This is a genomic window from Acidovorax facilis, from assembly GCF_050626955.1.
In the GTDB taxonomy this organism is placed as follows: Bacteria; Pseudomonadota; Gammaproteobacteria; order Burkholderiales; family Burkholderiaceae_C; genus Acidovorax; species Acidovorax facilis.
In genome coordinates this window covers 4,193,179-4,209,593 of record NZ_CP192460.1, presented here as the reverse complement: position 1 = coordinate 4,209,593, position 16,415 = coordinate 4,193,179, and the positions used below count along the sequence as shown (strand labels likewise).

16 protein-coding genes are annotated in these 16,415 nt (G+C 63.8%); 6 read left to right on the top strand and 10 right to left on the bottom strand.

Annotation, left to right across the window (positions count from 1 at the left end; translation table 11 throughout):
* Positions 1-29 precede the first annotated feature (29 nt).
* Entirely contained in the window at positions 30-1,436 is a 1,407-nt protein-coding gene (atpD, locus tag ACQ4MJ_RS19235) for a F0F1 ATP synthase subunit beta (protein ID WP_055396243.1), read from the top strand.
* 75 nt (positions 1,437-1,511) lie between these two features.
* A complete protein-coding gene (locus ACQ4MJ_RS19230) occupies positions 1,512-1,928 on the top strand; it encodes a F0F1 ATP synthase subunit epsilon (RefSeq protein WP_010467232.1) in 417 nt (138 codons plus the stop codon).
* A gap of 94 nt (positions 1,929-2,022) precedes the next feature.
* On the opposite strand, the gene ACQ4MJ_RS19225 is transcribed toward ACQ4MJ_RS19230, so the two are convergent.
* The 6 genes from ACQ4MJ_RS19225 to ACQ4MJ_RS19200 all read right to left on the bottom strand — a co-directional run bounded on the left by ACQ4MJ_RS19225 (position 2,023) and on the right by ACQ4MJ_RS19200 (position 6,263).
* Entirely contained in the window at positions 2,023-2,976 is a 954-nt protein-coding gene (locus tag ACQ4MJ_RS19225) for a hypothetical protein (RefSeq protein ID WP_431151600.1), read from the bottom strand.
* A 24-nt stretch (positions 2,977-3,000) separates the two neighbouring features.
* Positions 3,001-3,294 (bottom strand): DUF4148 domain-containing protein, encoded by a 294-nt coding sequence (locus tag ACQ4MJ_RS19220; RefSeq protein WP_121419969.1) that lies wholly within the window; start codon positions 3,292-3,294, stop codon positions 3,001-3,003.
* Positions 3,295-3,376: 82 nt separating this feature from the next.
* On the bottom strand, positions 3,377-3,664 hold the full coding sequence (locus tag ACQ4MJ_RS19215) for a DUF4148 domain-containing protein (protein ID WP_121419970.1): 288 nt from the start codon (positions 3,662-3,664) through the stop codon (positions 3,377-3,379).
* Positions 3,665-4,121: 457 nt separating this feature from the next.
* A complete protein-coding gene (locus ACQ4MJ_RS19210; protein ID WP_431151603.1) occupies positions 4,122-4,667 on the bottom strand; it encodes a TPM domain-containing protein in 546 nt (181 codons plus the stop codon).
* Between the two features lie 2 nt (positions 4,668-4,669).
* Complete coding sequence (locus tag ACQ4MJ_RS19205) at positions 4,670-5,614, bottom strand: TPM domain-containing protein (protein ID WP_431151604.1); 945 nt, start codon at positions 5,612-5,614, stop codon at positions 4,670-4,672.
* Positions 5,615-5,651: 37 nt separating this feature from the next.
* The gene (locus tag ACQ4MJ_RS19200) at positions 5,652-6,263 is read right to left on the bottom strand and encodes a LemA family protein (protein WP_370460100.1); all 612 of its coding nucleotides are present in this window, start codon (positions 6,261-6,263) and stop codon (positions 5,652-5,654) included.
* 225 nt (positions 6,264-6,488) lie between these two features.
* Here ACQ4MJ_RS19200 and ACQ4MJ_RS19195 point away from each other — a divergent pair, with 225 nt between their 5' ends.
* The 3 genes from ACQ4MJ_RS19195 to ACQ4MJ_RS19185 all read left to right on the top strand — a co-directional run bounded on the left by ACQ4MJ_RS19195 (position 6,489) and on the right by ACQ4MJ_RS19185 (position 8,614).
* Entirely contained in the window at positions 6,489-6,938 is a 450-nt protein-coding gene (locus ACQ4MJ_RS19195; RefSeq protein ID WP_431151605.1) for a YybH family protein, read from the top strand.
* A gap of 64 nt (positions 6,939-7,002) precedes the next feature.
* Positions 7,003-8,025, top strand: a complete 1,023-nt coding sequence (locus ACQ4MJ_RS19190) for a YheT family hydrolase (RefSeq protein ID WP_431151606.1) — start codon at positions 7,003-7,005, stop codon at positions 8,023-8,025.
* Positions 8,018-8,614 carry a DUF2946 family protein gene (locus ACQ4MJ_RS19185; protein WP_431151608.1) on the top strand — a complete coding sequence of 199 codons (597 nt, stop codon included), beginning with the start codon at positions 8,018-8,020 and terminating at the stop codon, positions 8,612-8,614. The genes ACQ4MJ_RS19190 and ACQ4MJ_RS19185 overlap by 8 nt, the downstream gene beginning before the upstream one ends.
* Positions 8,615-8,680: 66 nt before the next feature.
* Here the strand turns inward: ACQ4MJ_RS19185 and ACQ4MJ_RS19180 are convergent, their stop codons facing one another.
* The 4 genes from ACQ4MJ_RS19180 to ACQ4MJ_RS19165 all read right to left on the bottom strand — a co-directional run bounded on the left by ACQ4MJ_RS19180 (position 8,681) and on the right by ACQ4MJ_RS19165 (position 15,559).
* Entirely contained in the window at positions 8,681-9,553 is an 873-nt protein-coding gene (locus ACQ4MJ_RS19180) for a c-type cytochrome (RefSeq protein WP_431151609.1), read from the bottom strand.
* A gap of 169 nt (positions 9,554-9,722) precedes the next feature.
* Positions 9,723-11,138 (bottom strand): efflux transporter outer membrane subunit, encoded by a 1,416-nt coding sequence (locus tag ACQ4MJ_RS19175; protein ID WP_431151610.1) that lies wholly within the window; start codon positions 11,136-11,138, stop codon positions 9,723-9,725.
* Complete coding sequence (locus ACQ4MJ_RS19170; RefSeq protein ID WP_055401284.1) at positions 11,131-14,286, bottom strand: efflux RND transporter permease subunit; 3,156 nt, start codon at positions 14,284-14,286, stop codon at positions 11,131-11,133. Before ACQ4MJ_RS19170 ends, ACQ4MJ_RS19175 begins: the two co-directional genes overlap by 8 nt.
* Positions 14,287-14,299: 13 nt before the next feature.
* Positions 14,300-15,559 (bottom strand): efflux RND transporter periplasmic adaptor subunit, encoded by a 1,260-nt coding sequence (locus tag ACQ4MJ_RS19165; protein ID WP_121422023.1) that lies wholly within the window; start codon positions 15,557-15,559, stop codon positions 14,300-14,302.
* Positions 15,560-15,751: 192 nt separating this feature from the next.
* Between ACQ4MJ_RS19165 and ACQ4MJ_RS19160 the strand changes: the two genes are divergently transcribed.
* A complete protein-coding gene (locus tag ACQ4MJ_RS19160) occupies positions 15,752-16,411 on the top strand; it encodes a TetR family transcriptional regulator (protein ID WP_431151611.1) in 660 nt (219 codons plus the stop codon).
* The last annotated feature ends 4 nt before the right edge of the window (positions 16,412-16,415 follow it).

The window sequence follows — 16,415 nt, the reverse complement described above, 5'->3', positions numbered from 1 at the left end:
CTCAACCAACATCTTTATTGGAGCGAAAAATGGCTCAAGTGCAAGGCAAGATTGTTCAATGTATCGGCGCTGTGGTGGACGTTGAGTTCCCGCGCGACCAGATGCCCAAGATTTACGACGCTCTGAAGCTCGACGGTTCGACCCTGACGCTGGAAGTGCAGCAGCAGCTGGGCGACGGCGTGGTGCGTACCATTGCGCTGGGTTCGTCCGACGGCCTGCGCCGCGGCATCATGGTGACCAACACCGGCAACTCCATCACCGTGCCCGTGGGCAAGGCGACGCTGGGCCGCATCATGGACGTGTTGGGTGCTCCCATCGACGAACGTGGTCCCGTGAGCCAGGAACTGACGGCCTCCATCCACCGCAAGGCCCCTGCGTACGACGAACTGTCGCCTTCGCAAGAGCTACTGGAAACCGGCATCAAGGTGATCGACCTGGTGTGCCCGTTCGCCAAGGGCGGCAAGGTGGGCCTGTTCGGTGGCGCCGGTGTGGGCAAGACCGTGAACATGATGGAACTCATCAACAACATCGCCAAGGCCCACAGCGGTCTGTCGGTGTTCGCTGGTGTGGGCGAGCGTACCCGCGAAGGGAACGACTTCTACCATGAAATGGCCGATTCCGGCGTGGTGAACCTGGAGAAGCTCGAAGAGTCCAAGGTTGCCATGGTGTACGGCCAGATGAACGAGCCCCCAGGCAACCGTCTGCGCGTTGCTCTGACCGGCCTGACCATCGCCGAGTCGTTCCGCGACGAAGGCCGTGACGTGCTTTTCTTCGTGGACAACATCTACCGCTACACGCTGGCCGGTACCGAAGTGTCCGCTCTGCTGGGCCGCATGCCTTCCGCCGTGGGCTACCAGCCTACGCTGGCCGAAGAAATGGGCCGTCTGCAAGAGCGTATTACGTCGACCAAGGTCGGCTCGATCACCTCCATCCAGGCCGTGTACGTGCCTGCCGATGACTTGACCGACCCATCGCCTGCCACGACGTTCGCCCACTTGGACTCCACCGTGGTGCTTTCGCGTGACATCGCCTCGCTGGGTATCTACCCTGCCGTGGATCCTCTGGACTCCACCAGCCGCCAGCTGGACCCGAACGTCGTGGGCGAAGACCACTACGCTACGGCCCGTGCGGTGCAAGGCACGCTGCAGCGCTACAAGGAACTGCGCGACATCATCGCCATTCTGGGCATGGACGAACTGGCACCTGAAGACAAGCTGGCCGTGGCCCGCGCGCGCAAGATCCAGCGTTTCCTGTCGCAGCCTTTCCACGTGGCCGAAGTGTTCACGGGCTCGCCAGGCAAGTACGTTCCACTGTCGGAAACCATCCGTGGTTTCAAGATGATCGTGAACGGCGAATGCGATCACCTGCCAGAACAGGCGTTCTACATGGTGGGCACCATTGACGAAGCCTTCGAAAAGGCCAAGAAGGTGGCCTGATTGCCCGGCGGCTGAGCAGCCTACCGCCGCTCGGCCTTCAGCAATCAAGCAACCCACCTTTTCCTAGGAGCAATGATGAACACCATCCACGTTGATGTGGTCAGTGCCGAAGAGTCCATCTTCTCCGGTGAAGCGCGTTTCGTGGCGCTGCCTGGCGAAGCTGGCGAGTTGGGCATCTATCCCCGCCACACCCCGCTGATCACCCGTATCAAGCCGGGCTCGGTGCGCATCGAAATGGCTGACGGTTCCGAAGAGTTTGTCTTCGTGGCCGGTGGCATTCTGGAAGTGCAGCCCAATTGCGTGACTGTGTTGTCCGATACCGCCATCCGTGGCAAGGATCTGGACGACGAGAAGGCCAACGCCGCCAAGGCCTCCGCCGAGGAAGCGCTCAAGAATGCCAAGAGCGAAATCGACCTGGCCAAGGCCCAGTCCGAACTGGCCGTGATGGCGGCGCAGATTGCTGCGCTTCGCAAGTTCCGCCAGAAGAAGTGATTCAGATCTTGGTGGATCTGCCCCAAAACCCGGCTTGGCCGGGTTTTTTTATGCCCGCCTGCTGCAAAACAGCAAGCGGTCATGGAAGTCTGCACTAAGGCAAGGCGGGGGACGTTTCCAGCAGGTGAAGTTGCAGCCCTTCACACGCCATGGAAAGCACATCGCCGCTGTCCGCCTGGAGCAAATGCCGGCTGCTCAGAAAGGCACGCGCTATAGATAGTGAGCGCACGCTCAGCGACAGCGATTCAATCAGCAAGTGGTCTCCTGGAACCAGCTCCAGACAGACATCCGGCATGACTGCAATGGGATGGCCAGGCTGCGAGCCTGTGAGTGCCCGCCAACGGTGCTGGTGTGTTTGCACATCCGGGGTGCCCATGCGCAGGGCATGCAGTCCGGTGATTCCCAGGGGGCCGCCCCCGCTGTCCTGCAGGGCCTGCCGATGCTGCGCGCGGCGTTCTACCGGCGTTGCGGTTTCGGGCCAGGGGTAGAGGGCCGCACGCCGATCCCACTCGCAAAAGAACACACAACAGCTTGGAGCGGAAAGCTCAAGCAGCACGGAATTGGTGAAATTGGTGACGCTTTCGCCCCGGCTGTTCTCGGACTGGAAGGCGCGGGGAGGCTTGCAAGTGATGCCTGCCTCCATCGCGTGCTCCAGACTTTCGGCCAAGGGCGAAGCAGGCTCCAGAGCAAAACCGTGGATCAAGGGCGGTTGCGCATGGTCGGGAAGATCGCCGTTGGCGGTCGCTGCCCACAATTCGAGGTCAGTGTTGCCCAGATGGACCCAGCCATACGTGGCGAAATCAGTGCGTTGCAAGGGCCAGGCCACGGGCAACCCGAAGGTCTCGCTGAAGAGCTGAAACAAAGGCTCGGCTGCGTGAAGGCGCAGCATGACATGGTCGATGGAGCGGTAGCTGGAAGCCATTGAGGTGTTCTGGGCCGGTGACTGTGCCATTGTCAATCTCTTCACGATTGGCAGGGCAGAAAAAAGCCGAGGCCCCTCACGGGGCCTCGGCTTTTTGCTTTCAGCATCGGGCTGCAGCCGTGACAACGACCGCAGTACCTCCCGCGCGAATTACATGGCGCTGAATTCGCCCGAAGGGATCTTGCCAGTGCGCAGGGCTTCAGCAGCCTGGGCGCGCACAGCAGCGCGGTCAGCCGTGGACGTGTAGGTCACCACACGCGAACCAGCGGGCTCGATGCTGCGGGTCTGGGCCACGGTGGCGGCTTCAGCGGCCACTTCGGCACGGGTGCGGTTCGTGTCGAACTTCAGGGCAAATTGCGAACCATCGGCTTCGTCAGCGTGGGCGCCGAAAGCAGTGAAAGCGGCAACAGCGGCGATAGAGAGGAAACGGACAGACTTGTTCATGGTGAAACTCCAGTGAAATTCAAAAAATAGGGACGAGGTACTTGGCAATACGAAAACGTGTGAACCGTGGATTCAACAAGAATCAACCACGCTCACCCGAAGGGATCTGGCCAGCGCGCAGGGCTTCGGCAGCCTGGGCACGCACGGCAGCGCGGTCAGCCGTGGACGTGTAGGTCAACACACGCGAGCCTGCCGGCTCGATGGAGCGGGTCTGGGCAACGCTGGCGGCTTCTGCCTGCACTTCAGCGCGGGTGCGGTTGGTTTCAAATTTGGTAGCGAATTGCGAAGCATCGGCTTCGTCAGCCTGTGCGCCGAAAGAGGCGAAAGCGGCAACGGCAGCGATGGAGAGGAAGCGGGCGGTGTTGTTCATGATGAAAATCCTTGGAAGTTAAAAAGCGTCTCAAAAAAGCCGGGTCAAAAAACCATTCCTGAACCGGGTTCGGTGAGTCGCCTTGCGGGTTCGGCTCATCGATGGGTTGAACTGTACGCGGGTGAAGTCCAAAGAAAAACCACCGAGTCGCAAACTAACTGTTCCAGTATTGGAAACAATAGGCTGGGAACTTCGGTCGGGGATTTCGTAATGAGCGAGAAGATCGCCTTGAAACAAGGTGTTCTAGAGGAAAACCCTGCGGCTTATTTGGAACAGTGAGAATGCCCCGAAAGACATGCACGGTGCAGGAAGCGCCAGCCACTCCCCCAACAAACCGCGCTTCTGCTGGGCCCGCAAATCGCTTGGACGGGCCGTCAAAAGCCCGCAGCGTCAACCCACTTTCTGGAGGCAACTCCGTGCGACCAGCCTCCCGCCGTGGAGGCTGTGCACGCGATGGCTAGCGCAGCACCGGCGCGTCCGGCAATTCGTTGTGCCCGGGCGTATCGGGCAGGCGTGGAAAGTGCCGGGCAAGGCGCAAGGACACGGCGTCGACGGCCTGTGCGAGGCCCTCTTCGTACTGCTCCTGGCGAAAGCGGGGAGCCATCAGCGCAATCACATCGCGCCATTCGTCCGCTCCCACCTGCCGGGCAAGGCCCCGGTCGGCCACGATCTCTATCGCGTGTTCGGGCAGCAGCAGGTAGATCAAGACGCCGTTGTTGTGCTCGGTGTCCCACACGCGGTATTTGCTGAACAGCATGAGGGCGCGTTCGCGCGCGCTGGCGTTGCGGCGCAGGTAGCTCCAGGGCAGGCTGGCTTCTGCGACGATGCGGATCTGGCCCGTGTGCTGCTGCTCGCTGGCAGCCACCCGCGCGGCCAGGCGCTCCAGGGTGTCGCCGGGCAGCGCGCGGCGTGCCTGGGGCTCGCCCCAGCGATGGCGGGCCAGGCGCCAGAGGGCGGCCGGTAAGGTCGCTATGGAGGTGGTGGTTGTTGATCCTGGACCCATGTTCACCAGTCCCCCGAGGCGCCGCCGCCTCTAAAATCGCCACCGCCACCCGAGCTGAACCCGCCACTGTCGCTGCTGCTGCCACCGCCGCTCCAGCCTCCGCCGCCGACACCCGCGCCCCAGCCGCCGACCGCCGCACCGCCTCGACCACGCCGTCGGCTGCTGCCACCGCCAGTGCCGCCGAAGATCCAGGTGTAAAGCAGAGCGAGGAGGCCGGCGCCGCCCGCCACGATCAGGCTGGAGGTAACCACAAAGGCCAACAAGCCCACACCGCCGCCCATGAGCAGGCCCCCGAGGCGGCTGCCAAAAATGCTGCGCATCACCGGTCCCGCCACCATCACGCCGAAAAACAAAAAGATGGCGAGGTCCGTCCAGTCGAATCCGTCGCGGCTGGTGTTGGGGCTATGGGCTGCGGTGCCGCTGTTGCTCGCGGGTGCTGGCAACGCCTCACCGGCTATGCGTGCGGAGATCTGGGTGACTGCGTCACGCAGGCCGCCCGCATAGTCGCTTTGCTGGAACCGGGGCTTCATGGCGCCGTCGATGATGCGCGCCGCTGCAATGTCGGGGATGGCGCCTTCCAGGGTCTTGGCGACCTCGATGCGCATCTTGCGGTCGTTCTTGGCCACGATCACGAGCACGCCGTCACCCACGTCGCGGCGCCCGATCTTCCAGGTGTTGCCCACGCGGTTGGCGAACGATGCAATGTCTTCGGGAGCGGTGGTGGGCACCATCAGCACCACCACCTGCGCGCCCCGGGTCTGCTCCAGCGTTTGCAGCTGCGTCTCCAACGCGGCCTTGTCGGAGGCGCTCAGGGTTCCGGTCTGGTCGATGACGGGGCCGGTGAGCGTGGGCACGGGCAACAGGCCACTGTCAGCATGCGCCCATGGGACTGCAAATGCTATCAATAGTATAGCTATTAGCGCTTTATAAATAAGCGCTAGGGGCATATTTTTCTCAAATTTTCAGCGGTGGAGAGGGCCGCGTTCAAGGCTTGGGCTTGGACGCGGAGAAATCCACGGTGGGCGGCGCGGAGATCTGGGCTTCGTTGGCCACGGTGAAGCTGGGCTTGGGCGCATAGCTGAACGCCATGGCCGTCAGGTTGGTGGGAAAGCTGCGCGCGAGCACGTTGTATTCCTGCACCGTCTGGATGTAGCGGTTGCGCGCCACGGTGATGCGGTTCTCGGTGCCTTCCAGCGTCACGCGCAGGTCGCGAAAGCCCTGGTTGGCCTGCAGCGTGGGATAGCGCTCGGACACCACCATCAGCCGCGACAGCGCGCCCGACAACTCGCCCTGCGCCTGCTGGAACTTGTTGAACGCCTCGGGATTGTTCAGGGTTTCGGGCGTGACCTGGATCGAGGTGGCCTTGGCGCGCGCCTCGACCACGCGCGTCAGGGTTTCCTGCTCGAAGTTGGCCTCGCCCTTGACGGTGGCGACGATGTTGGGCACAAGGTCTGCGCGGCGCTGGTACTGGTTGAGGACCTCGCTCCACGCGGCCTTGGACTGCTCGTCCAGCCGCTGGAAGTCGTTGTAGCCGCAGCCGGTCAATGCGCTGAGCGCCAGCAGGGCGGTCAGCAGGGCAAAAATGCGTTGGATCATGGTGGCTTCGCCAGGTGGAGTTCAGGGACAGTTTGGGGCACAGAGACAAGATGCCAAGGTGCCATCAACCGGCAGCTTGGCTGATTCTGCAACAAGTGCCTTCCCTGGTGCCACTTTCCGGGCGGGCCACAAGGCTTTGGGAGATGGCCGCACAATAGCAACCCGCACATGGCGGGCCGCATGGCCGCCGCGCCACCTTCCATCCCAGACGCCTCACCAACCACCATGCCCCGTTCTCGCGCCAGCGCCGCCACCCTCGGAGGTTCCTCGGACGACACCGAAGCCGCGTTCTATGAGGCTTTGCAGCGGGGCGATATCGAGCTTTTGATGTCCTGCTGGGCAGAAGACGACGACATCATCTGCGTGCATCCCGGCGGGCCCCGGCTGCTGGGTGCTGGTGCGATTCGCGCGGCGTTCGAGGCGATGTTTTCGCACGGCACGGTGCGGGCGCGGCCGTTGCAGGTGCACCGTGTGGTGGCGCTGACAAGCGCTGTGCACAGCGTGGTCGAGCAGGTCGAGGTGATGCTGCCCGACGGCCTGCACCAGGCCGTGGTGCTGGCCACCAATGTCTATCACAAGACCCCGGAAGGCTGGCGCCTGGTGGCCCACCATGCGAGCCCCGGCGTCGCGCCCGATGCGCAGGTGGTGGACGCCCAGCGGCCCGTGCTGCACTGAGTGGTGGGGCCTTGAATCGAAGCCTTTTTAGGGTCTGGCGCTTGATAGGAAAGCGCAAATAGCTATGAAATATGTAGCGCCTCGATGGTTGCCCGGTGGACAGCTCCAGACCATCTGGCCAGCCCTGTATTCGCGCCGCGTTTTCGGCCCCCGCCCCGTGTACCGCCGAGAGCGCTGGGACACGCCGGACGGTGACTTTGTAGACGTGGATTTTCTGCTGGAGGAGGGGGCCACGGCGCCTGCGGCACTCCGGCCGCTGTTGGTGGTCTTCCATGGCCTGGAAGGCTCGTCGCGCAGCCATTACTGTGAGGCCTTTGCCGACTGGGCGCGCGAGCGCGGTTGGGCATGCGCCTTGCCCCATTTCCGGGGTTGCAGTGGCGAGATCAACCTTGCGCCCCGCGCCTACCACTCCGGCGACCACGCAGAGATCGGCTGGATGCTGCAGCGCCTGCGCGCCTCGCACCAGGGCCCCTTGGTGGCCGTGGGGGTCTCGTTGGGCGGCAATGCGCTCTTGCGCTGGGCGGCCGAGGTGGGCCAAGACGCTGCGCGCAGCGCCGATGCCGTGGCGGCCGTGTGCTCGCCCATCGATCTGGCCGCAGGGGGGCACGCCATCGGGCGTGGCTTCAACCGACAGGTCTACACACGCATGTTCATGCGCACCCTGGTGCCCAAGGCGCTGCGCAAACTCGCGCAGCACCCCGGGTTGTTCGATCGCCAGGCACTGATGGCGGCGCGCGACCTGTATGCGTTTGACAACGTGTTCACCGCGCCACTGCATGGCTTTCGGAACACCGAGGACTACTGGCAGCGGGCGTCGGCCAAGCCGCTGCTGCACCACATCCGCGTTCCGGCCCTGGTGGTGAATGCGCGCAACGATCCGTTTGTCCCGGCCGCCAGCCTTCCGCTGCCGCACGAGGTGCGCAATGGGTTCGTCACGCTCTGGCAGCCTCCACACGGCGGTCACGTCGGTTTTGCCCATGGCCGCCTGCCTGGGCACGTGCGTGCCATGCCCGACGCGGTGGGCGGGTGGTTGGCGGAACACGCAGGGGCTGGGACGCGGGCGGGCGCACAATCGCCGCATGGATGACATCGTCAAACAGGCGCTGGCCAAGTGGCCCAACGTGCCCGACTGCTATGGCTGGCTGGGCCTGGACGCGCGTGGCCACTGGTACCTGCGCGATGACCAGGCCCAGGCAGCAGGGCCGTTTCCACGTAGCAAGGGGTCCTTGCTGCAGCATGAAAAGCTCATCGGCTTCATCGCGCGCAATTACGAATCCGATGCGCAGGGACAATGGTTCTTTCAGAACGGGCCCCAGCGGGTGTATGTGGAGCTGGAGGCTACGCCCTGGATCTGGCGCATACAGTCCGATTTTTCGGTGGTGTCCCACACGGGCCGTGGCGCGGCGGTGCAGGACTGCCTGGTGGACGCGCAGGGCCATGTCTACCTGACGTCGGCGCTGGGCGTGGGCCTGGTGCATACGCTGGACGTGCCTCTGGTGGCCGAAGCCGTGGAAGCAGGGCGCTGGCTGCCGCAGGAAGTGCTGGCGGAAGAGTTGCCTGATCGCTACGGCTTTGTCATGAGCCCGCAGGGCCAGTGGGGTGCCCGCGAAACCCCTGGGTCACCGCGCATGGTGGATGCAAAGCAATCCAGAAAAGCAAAAAAGCCGGTCCACTGAACCGGCTTTTTTAAGCCTGCATGCAATGCCCCAAAGAGTGCACCGCACATGCCGCAAGGGGAAGGCTTACTTGGCGGCGGCAGCCATGAACTCGACCGCTGCGCGCAGGTCGGCGTCTGACGCCTGGGCTGCACCGCCACGGGGAGGCATTGCGCCCTTGCCCTTGGCCACGCTGTTGTACAGCGCATCGATGCCGGCAGGCAGGCGGGCCGACCAGGCGGCCTTGTCACCAAACTTGGGAGCACCGGCTACGCCTGCAGCATGGCACACCTGGCAGGCCTGCTTGTACAGGGCTTCGCCTGCGCCTGCGCCCGCGGCGGCGGCCGCTGCCACCGGCGCGGCAGCGGCTGGCGCGGCTTCTGCGGCGGGGGCTGCTGCTGCCACCGGCGTGGCGGGGGCGGCGGGAGCGGCTTCTGCGGCTGCCGGAGCAGCACCAGCCGCAGCGGGTGCTGCAGGCTCGGCAAATTTGGCACCGGCAGCATTGGCCATGTAGGCCACGGCCCGTGCGATTTCGGTGTCGTTGAAGTCGCCGCCACCTTGTGGGGCCATCGCACCCTTGCCCTTCAGGGCGGATTGCACCAGCGTTTCAAAGCCGGTGGCGATGCGGGCCGTCCAGGCGCCAGCGTCGGCAAATTTGGGAGCACCAGCGGCGCCGGTTGCATGGCAGGCGGCGCACTGGCCCTTGTACACCTCTTCGCCAGCACGGAGAGGGCGGTTGGCGTCACGGATCTCGACCATGCCCACCTTCTGGATGCGCTCGGCAATGGCTTTCTCAGGATTGACGGCACCAGCGGCAGGCTTGTCTGCCGACGTGACGTACAGGACCAAGCCAATGATGGCAAAGATCGGAATCACAAACGAGAAAAGTACCGCGACCAGCAACTGCTTGGGGTTCTTGATCGGGCCGGTATGGGCTTCTTCGTGGTGGTTGTCGCTCATGACGTCCTCTGGTGTATCGGGGGCTTTGATGAAATCAACCTTAAATTATATCTGCGGGGCTGTTGCCTTCGGCTCAGGCCCGCGCGCACCCTGTATCTCACCCCACACAGCTTGAGCCTGGCACGCGCCCGAAAACCATGGGGCCGCGCCAAGCTTGCCGCCGCCTGCGTCAGGAGGGGTTGCCTGCTGTCGTTTCGGGTGCACCGCCGCCCAGGGCCTTGTACAACGCCACCTGGTTTTGCAATTGTGCAAGTTTCACCTGCACCACAGCCTGTTGCGCCGTGAACAGCGAGCGCTGGGCGTCCAGCAGGTCCAGGTAGCTCGACACGCCATTGCGGTAGCGCAGATCAGACAGTTGCAGCCGGGCGGCCTCGGCCTGCGCCTGCAGCTGTTGCGCCTGCGCCTGCTCGCCCAGCGTGGCCTGGCCGGCCAGCGCGTCCGACACTTCGCGAAAGGCCGTCTGAATGGCTTTTTCGTATTGCGCGACGGCGATGCTGCGGCCCGCTTGGGCGCTTTCCAGGTTGGCCTGGTTGCGCCCTGCATCAAAGATGGGCAGCAGCAGGGAGGGTGCAATCGTGAACCCCCACGAGCCGCTCTTGAACAGGCCCGACAGCTCGCCGCTGGCGGTGCCTGCCTGCGCTGTGAGCGAGATGCGCGGGAAGAACGCGGCCCTGGCGGCGCCAATGTTGGCATTGGCAGCAATCAGCTGCTGCTCCGCCTGGCGGATGTCGGGGCGGCGGGTCAGTAGTTCGGATGGGAGCCCCGCCGGCAGCTGTGCCATGGCGGGGGCGGCTGCCAGTCTGCTGCCTGTGAGGCTGGCACGAATGTCATCGGGCAGGGCTTGTCCCAATAGCAACGCCAGGGCGTTTTCGTCGAGCGCGCGCTGGCGCTGCTGCTGGGCCAGCGTGGCCCGCGCCGCCTGGGTCAGTGACTCGGCCTGGCGAAAGTCCAGCTCCGAGGCCACGCCTGCATCGAGGCGCATCTTGGTCAATCGTATGGACTCCTCGCGCGAGGCGAGGGTCTGGCGCGACAGGTCCAGCAGTTCTTCATCGGCCAGAAGGTTCAACCAGCCGTTGGCTACGGCAGCCACGAGGCTGACCTGTGCGGCGTTGCGGCCTTCTTCGGTGGAGAGGTACTGGGCAAGGGCCTGTTCCTTGAGACTTGCAATGCGGCCAAAGAAGTCGATCTCCCAGGCCGAAACGGCCAGGCCCACGCTGAACGAGTTGGTCAGATCGCCGGACCCTGCGGCGGGCGCGCGGCTCGCGTTGGCGGCCAGGCCCACGCCGGGGTACAGGTCGGCCCTGCGCACCTGGAATGTGGCGCGGGCCTGCTCGATGTTGAGCACGGCCACGCGCAGGTCGCGGTTGTTGGCCAGGGCCACCTCGATGAGCTGGCGCAGCCGGGGCTCGGCAAAATAATCTTGCCAGGGCGCGGCAGTTGCAGTGCCTGGGGCTGCCGCGTCCGTGGTGGCATAGGTGGCCGGCACTGGCGCTGCAGGGCGCTCGTACGTGGGTATGAACGAACAGCCGGCCAGAAGCAGAGCCGCTGCCAGGGCGATGGCGGTAGTGCGTGGGTGATTAGTCATGGGTTCCAACTCCTGCTTCTTCTGCGTGGCGGCGGTTCATCTCCTGCTGGCGCGCGCTGCCCTTGAACAGACTGCGCACCACTACGAAGAACACGGGCACGAAGAACACGGCCAGCACCGTGCCGGTGATCATCCCGCCCAGCACGCCGGTGCCGATGGCGCGCTGGCTGGCCGAGCCGGCCCCCGACGCAATGGCCAGTGGCAACACCCCGAGGCCAAAGGCCATCGACGTCATAACGATGGGGCGGAACCGCAGGTGGGCCGCCGCCAGTGCCGACTCGATCACGCTCTTGCCCTGGGCTTGCAGGTCCTTCGCAAATTCGATGATCAAAATCGCGTTCTTGGCTGACAGCCCGATGATGGTGATCAGCCCCACCTGGAAGTACACGTCATTGGCATAGCCGCGCAGCAGGGTGGCCAGCAGCACACCCAGCACCCCCAGCGGCACCACGAGAATCACGGCCAGCGGAATCGACCAGCTCTCATACAACGCGGCCAGGCACAAGAACACGGCCAGGATGGCAAAGCTGTAGAGGATCAGCGACTGGGAGCCCGCCAGCTTTTCCTCGCGCGACTGGCCGGTCCATTCGAAGCCGAAGCCTGCAGGCAACTGGCCGGCGAGTTTTTCCATCTCTGCCATCGCTGCGCCCGTGCTGAAACCAGGGGCCGGTGCGCCCGAGATGCGCATGGCGGGATAACCGTTGTAGCGCACCGTCTGCTGTGCGCCGTTGACCCAGCGCGTTGTGGCAAATGCGGAAAGTGGCACAGGTTTGCCCTGGCTGTTGGCGGCGTTGATCTTCAGCAGATCGTCCGGCTGCATGCGTGCAGGCGCATCGGCTTGCACCACCACACGCTGCAGGCGGCCCTGGTTCGGGAAGTCGTTTACATAGCTCGAACCCAGTGCCGTGGACAGTGCCGAGTTGATCGCATCAAACGGCACACCCAGCGCATTGGCCTTGTCGCGGTCGATATCGATCTGCAGCTGGGGTGCGTCTTCCAGTCCATCCGGGCGCACCTGGGTCAGCACCTTGCTTTGCGAGGCCATGCCCAGCAGCTGATTGCGTGCCTTCACCAATGCCTCGTGCCCGGCGCCTCCTCGGTCCTGCAGGCGGAATGTGAAGCCGCTGGCGTTGCCCAGTTCAGGAATGGGGGGGGGGCTCAGCGGGAAGATGAACGCGTCGCGGATGCCCATCAGCCCGCCAAAAGCGCGGTTGGCCACGTCTTGCGCAGACTGACCCGGGCCGTGGCGCTCGCTCCAGTCCTTCAGGGTCACAAAGGCGAGGGCCGCATTCTGGCCCTGGCCGGAAAAGCTGAAACCCAGCACACCCACCATGCTTTGAACTTCGGGCTGCTTGAGGATGAATTCCTCAACCTGTTGCATCACGGCCAGCGTGCGTTCCTGTGTCGCACCGGGGGGCAGTTGCACATTGACGATGATGTTGCCCTGGTCTTCGCTGGGCAGGAACGAAGTGGGCAAGCGCATGTACACCACGGTCACGGCGCCGATGATGGCGGCGTAAATGACGAGGTAGCGCGCGGCCCGCTTGAGCATGCGCGCAACAAAGCCTTCGTACCCCTTGGCCGTGCGTGAGAAGCTGCGGTTGAACCAGCCGAAAAAGCCGCGTTTTTCATGGTGGTGGCCGGCTTCTACGGGCTTGAGCAGTGTCGCGCACAGTGCCGGTGTGAGCGACAGCGCCATGAAGGCCGAGAAAGCGATGGATGCCACCATCACCGCCGAGAACTGGCGGTAGATGTTGCCTGTGGACCCGGCAAAGAAGGCCAAAGGTACGAACACCGAGATCAGCACCACGGTCACGCCGATGATGGCGCCCGAGATCTGGCGCATGGCCTTGCGGGTCGCCTCCAGTGGCGAAAGACCCTCCTCGCTCATGATGCGCTCGACGTTCTCCACCACCACGATGGCATCGTCCACCACGATGCCGATGACCAGCACCATGCCGAACATGGTCAGCACATTGATCGAGAAACCTAGCGCCAGCAGTGTGGCGAACGTACCCAGCAGTGCGATGGGCACCACGATGGTCGGGATGATGGTGTAGCGCCAGTTCTGCAAGAACAGGAACATCACAAGGAACACCAGCGCCACGGCTTCCAGCAGTGTCTTGGCCACCTGGGTGATAGAGATGTCCACGAAGCGCGAGCTGTCGTAGGGGATGCTCCAGCTCATGCCCTCGGGGAAGTAGCGCGAGAGTTCATCCATCTTGGTGCGCACGGCCTTGGCGGCTTCGAGGGCATTGCCGCTGGGGGACAGTTGGACGCCGATGCCTACGGCGGGCTTGCCGTTCAGGCGTGCAGCCGTGGCATAGGCCTGTCCGCCCAGCTCGACACGCGCCACGTCCTTGATGCGGACCGTGGAGCCATCGGTGTTGGCGCGCAGCACGATGTTGCCGAACTGCTCCACGCTGGAGAGCTGTCCGTTGACCACCACGGTGGCCGCGATGCCCTGGCCCGCCACATTGGGCAGGTCGCCGATGGTGCCGCTGGCTACCTGCGCGTTCTGCGCACGGATGGCGGCTGTGATCTCGGCCGCCGAGAGGTTGAAGCTCACCATCTTGGCCGGGTCGATCCAGATGCGCATGGCACGCTCGGTACCGAACAGCTGGGCTTGGCCAATGCCTTTCAGGCGCTGCAGTTCGGGCACCACGTTGCGCGATGCGTAGTCTCCCAGCGCCACCGTGTCCGTGGCAGGATTGGTGGACGAGAGCATGGTGAACAGCAGGAAGTTGGAGCGCGACTTGTCCACGCGCACGCCTTGCTGCGTCACGGCCGAGGGCAGGCGTGGCGTGGCTCGCGAGAGCCGGTTCTGCACATCGACCTGCGCCAAGTCGGCGTTGGTGCCGGGCTGGAAGCTCAGGGTGATGCTGCCGGAGCCATCGGCCTGCGCGACGGACTCCATGTAGATCAGCCCGGGTGAGCCGTTCATCTCGCGTTCAATCACTGACAGCACGCTGTCTTCGAGGGTTTGCGCAGAGGCGCCGGGGTAGGCCGCGTTGATGACGATGGACGGCGGCGCGACAGGGGGATACTGGGCGATCGGCAACTGCGTGATCGCCACCCCGCCCATCACCATGATGAACAAGGCAATCACCCATGCAAAGATGGGGCGGTCGATAAAGAACTTGGCCATGCTGGAATGCCCCTTATGGCTTCGATGCCGAAGCGGCCGATGCAGCAGGTGTGGCGGCCTGTGCCGAAGGCGCCCCCGGAGCTTGCCACGGGACGGGTTTTACGGGCGTGCCGGGAGGCAGCATCTGCAGCTTCTGGAAACCGTCCACCATGATCTTTTCACCGGCCTTCAGCCCCTCAAGAACCACCCACCGGTTGTTTTGTGCGGCGCTGACCTTGATGGTGCGCTGGGACACCTTGCCGTCTTCGCCCACCACGCTCACGGTGTCGCCCTGCTGGGTGCGCGTGACAGCCTGCTGAGGCAGGGTGATGGCATTGCTGGCCTGGGCTTGCTCAATGCGCACGCGCAGGTACAGGCCGGGCAGCAGCTCGCCCTTGGGGTTGGGCACCTCGGCGCGCAGCGTGACCTGGCCCGTGGTGGCGTCCACCGACAGGTCGGTGAACAGCAGCTTTCCTGTCTGGGCGTACTCCGAACCATCGCCCATCACGAGTTTGACACTGGCGGCCTCTGCGCTGCCTGCACGCTTGAACTGTCCACTTTCCATGGCCCGTCGCAACTGAAAGACGTCGCCCGCCGATTGGGTGAAGTTCACGTACACGGGGTCGATCTGCTGCACCACCGCCAGGGGGGTTGCTTCGCCTTGTCCCACGAGCGCACCTTCGGTAACCAGAGCCCGGCCGATGCGGCCCGAGATGGGCGAGGTCACACTGGCATAACCCAGGTTGATATCTGCCGTACGTACGGCAGCCCGGGCGGTGGCCACATCTGCCTGTGCCTGCTTTTCGGCAGCTTCGGCATTCACAAAATCCTGTTTGCTGATGGCATTGGCACTCACCAGCGGGCGGTAGCGTTCCACTTGAGCACTGGCCTGTGCGAGGTTGGCCTGGGCCTTGGCCAGGCCAGCGCGCGCGCTTTCCGATGCGGCGGCGTAGGGGGCGGGGTCAATGCGGAACAGCGACTGCCCTGCCTTCACATCACTGCCTTCCTTGAAAAGGCGCTGCTGCAGGATGCCTGCGGCGCGAGCACGTACTTGTGCAACCCGCGAGGCCTCCACACGGCCCGGCAATTCGGTGATCAGGCCGACATCGCCAGGCGTTGCCGTCACCACACCCACCTCAACAGGTGGCATTTGCGGCCCTCCAGCGGGTGCTTGGCCATCCGTCTTGCCACAAGAGGCGAGAAACAGTGTTGTTGCTGTCAAGGCAACCAGAGAGACAGCCCTGCGGGTGGGAAAGGCGCTAAAGGAGGGAGTTGCAGATGCATCACGCAGCATGGGAGTCCTTTTTGATGGGCGTCAAGGAATCGGGTTGTAGGGGATGGGCCGCTTGCCGAGGGCCCGACCAGGCCAGAGCCCGACAAAATAAGTGCGCGATTATACATACAGACATGAATGTATAATTGTGACGGCCGATGCCTTTGTGGATCGTGTGGATACGTAGTGTGTAGAACGAGGAGACAAATACCAATGGCGCGTCGAACCAAGGAAGATGCGGTTGCCACGCGCAACGGCTTGATTGATGCGGCGGAGCAGGTTTTTCGGGAGAAGGGGGTCTCACGCGCTTCGCTGAGTGATATTGCGCAGGCTGCGGGGGCTACGCGGGGAGCGATCTACTGGCACTTCAAGGACAAAGTGGATCTTTTCAATGCCATGATGGATCGGGTGACACTTCCGCTGGAGCAAGGCTACGGGGAGTTTGAGAGCAGCACCTGCCCAGACCCTGTGCAGCGATTGCGCGCGGTGATGGCGCTCGTGCTGCGCGGCGTTGCCTCTGATGAGCGAACGCGCAGGGTTTTTGAGATCGCGCTCTACAAAGTAGAGTATGTGAGTGAGCTTGGGGGGGTGCGTGACCGCCATGTGGCTGCGTCGGAGGGTTTTACGCAGCAGCTGGCGCGTGATTTTGCGTTGGGGGCGCAGCACCAGGGGGTTGTCTTGCCGATGGCTCCGATCGAGGCGGCGATTGGTTTGCATGCCCTGTTCGATGGCTTGATTAGAAACTGGATCCTGAGCGAGGGTGGTTTTGATCTTGTGGGTGTTGGTGGTGCCTGTACCGATGCCTTTTTGTTGGGGTTGGGGCTCTCGCTGCCGGTATCTTCGGGTGCCGAGGTTTGTAGTCTTTCTTCCTGATACG

Coding starts and splice junctions, on each gene's coding strand:
- atpD (WP_055396243.1), top strand. CDS start 30: ATGGCTCAAGTGCAAGGCAAGATTGTTCAATGTATCGGCGCTGTGGTG.
- ACQ4MJ_RS19230 (WP_010467232.1), top strand. CDS start 1,512: ATGAACACCATCCACGTTGATGTGGTCAGTGCCGAAGAGTCCATCTTC.
- ACQ4MJ_RS19220 (WP_121419969.1), bottom strand. CDS start 3,294: ATGAACAAGTCTGTCCGTTTCCTCTCTATCGCCGCTGTTGCCGCTTTC.
- ACQ4MJ_RS19215 (WP_121419970.1), bottom strand. CDS start 3,664: ATGAACAACACCGCCCGCTTCCTCTCCATCGCTGCCGTTGCCGCTTTC.
- ACQ4MJ_RS19210 (WP_431151603.1), bottom strand. CDS start 4,667: ATGGGTCCAGGATCAACAACCACCACCTCCATAGCGACCTTACCGGCC.
- ACQ4MJ_RS19205 (WP_431151604.1), bottom strand. CDS start 5,614: ATGCCCCTAGCGCTTATTTATAAAGCGCTAATAGCTATACTATTGATA.
- ACQ4MJ_RS19200 (WP_370460100.1), bottom strand. CDS start 6,263: ATGATCCAACGCATTTTTGCCCTGCTGACCGCCCTGCTGGCGCTCAGC.
- ACQ4MJ_RS19195 (WP_431151605.1), top strand. CDS start 6,489: ATGCCCCGTTCTCGCGCCAGCGCCGCCACCCTCGGAGGTTCCTCGGAC.
- ACQ4MJ_RS19190 (WP_431151606.1), top strand. CDS start 7,003: ATGAAATATGTAGCGCCTCGATGGTTGCCCGGTGGACAGCTCCAGACC.
- ACQ4MJ_RS19185 (WP_431151608.1), top strand. CDS start 8,018: ATGGATGACATCGTCAAACAGGCGCTGGCCAAGTGGCCCAACGTGCCC.
- ACQ4MJ_RS19180 (WP_431151609.1), bottom strand. CDS start 9,553: ATGAGCGACAACCACCACGAAGAAGCCCATACCGGCCCGATCAAGAAC.
- ACQ4MJ_RS19175 (WP_431151610.1), bottom strand. CDS start 11,138: ATGACTAATCACCCACGCACTACCGCCATCGCCCTGGCAGCGGCTCTG.
- ACQ4MJ_RS19170 (WP_055401284.1), bottom strand. CDS start 14,286: ATGGCCAAGTTCTTTATCGACCGCCCCATCTTTGCATGGGTGATTGCC.
- ACQ4MJ_RS19165 (WP_121422023.1), bottom strand. CDS start 15,559: ATGCTGCGTGATGCATCTGCAACTCCCTCCTTTAGCGCCTTTCCCACC.
- ACQ4MJ_RS19160 (WP_431151611.1), top strand. CDS start 15,752: ATGGCGCGTCGAACCAAGGAAGATGCGGTTGCCACGCGCAACGGCTTG.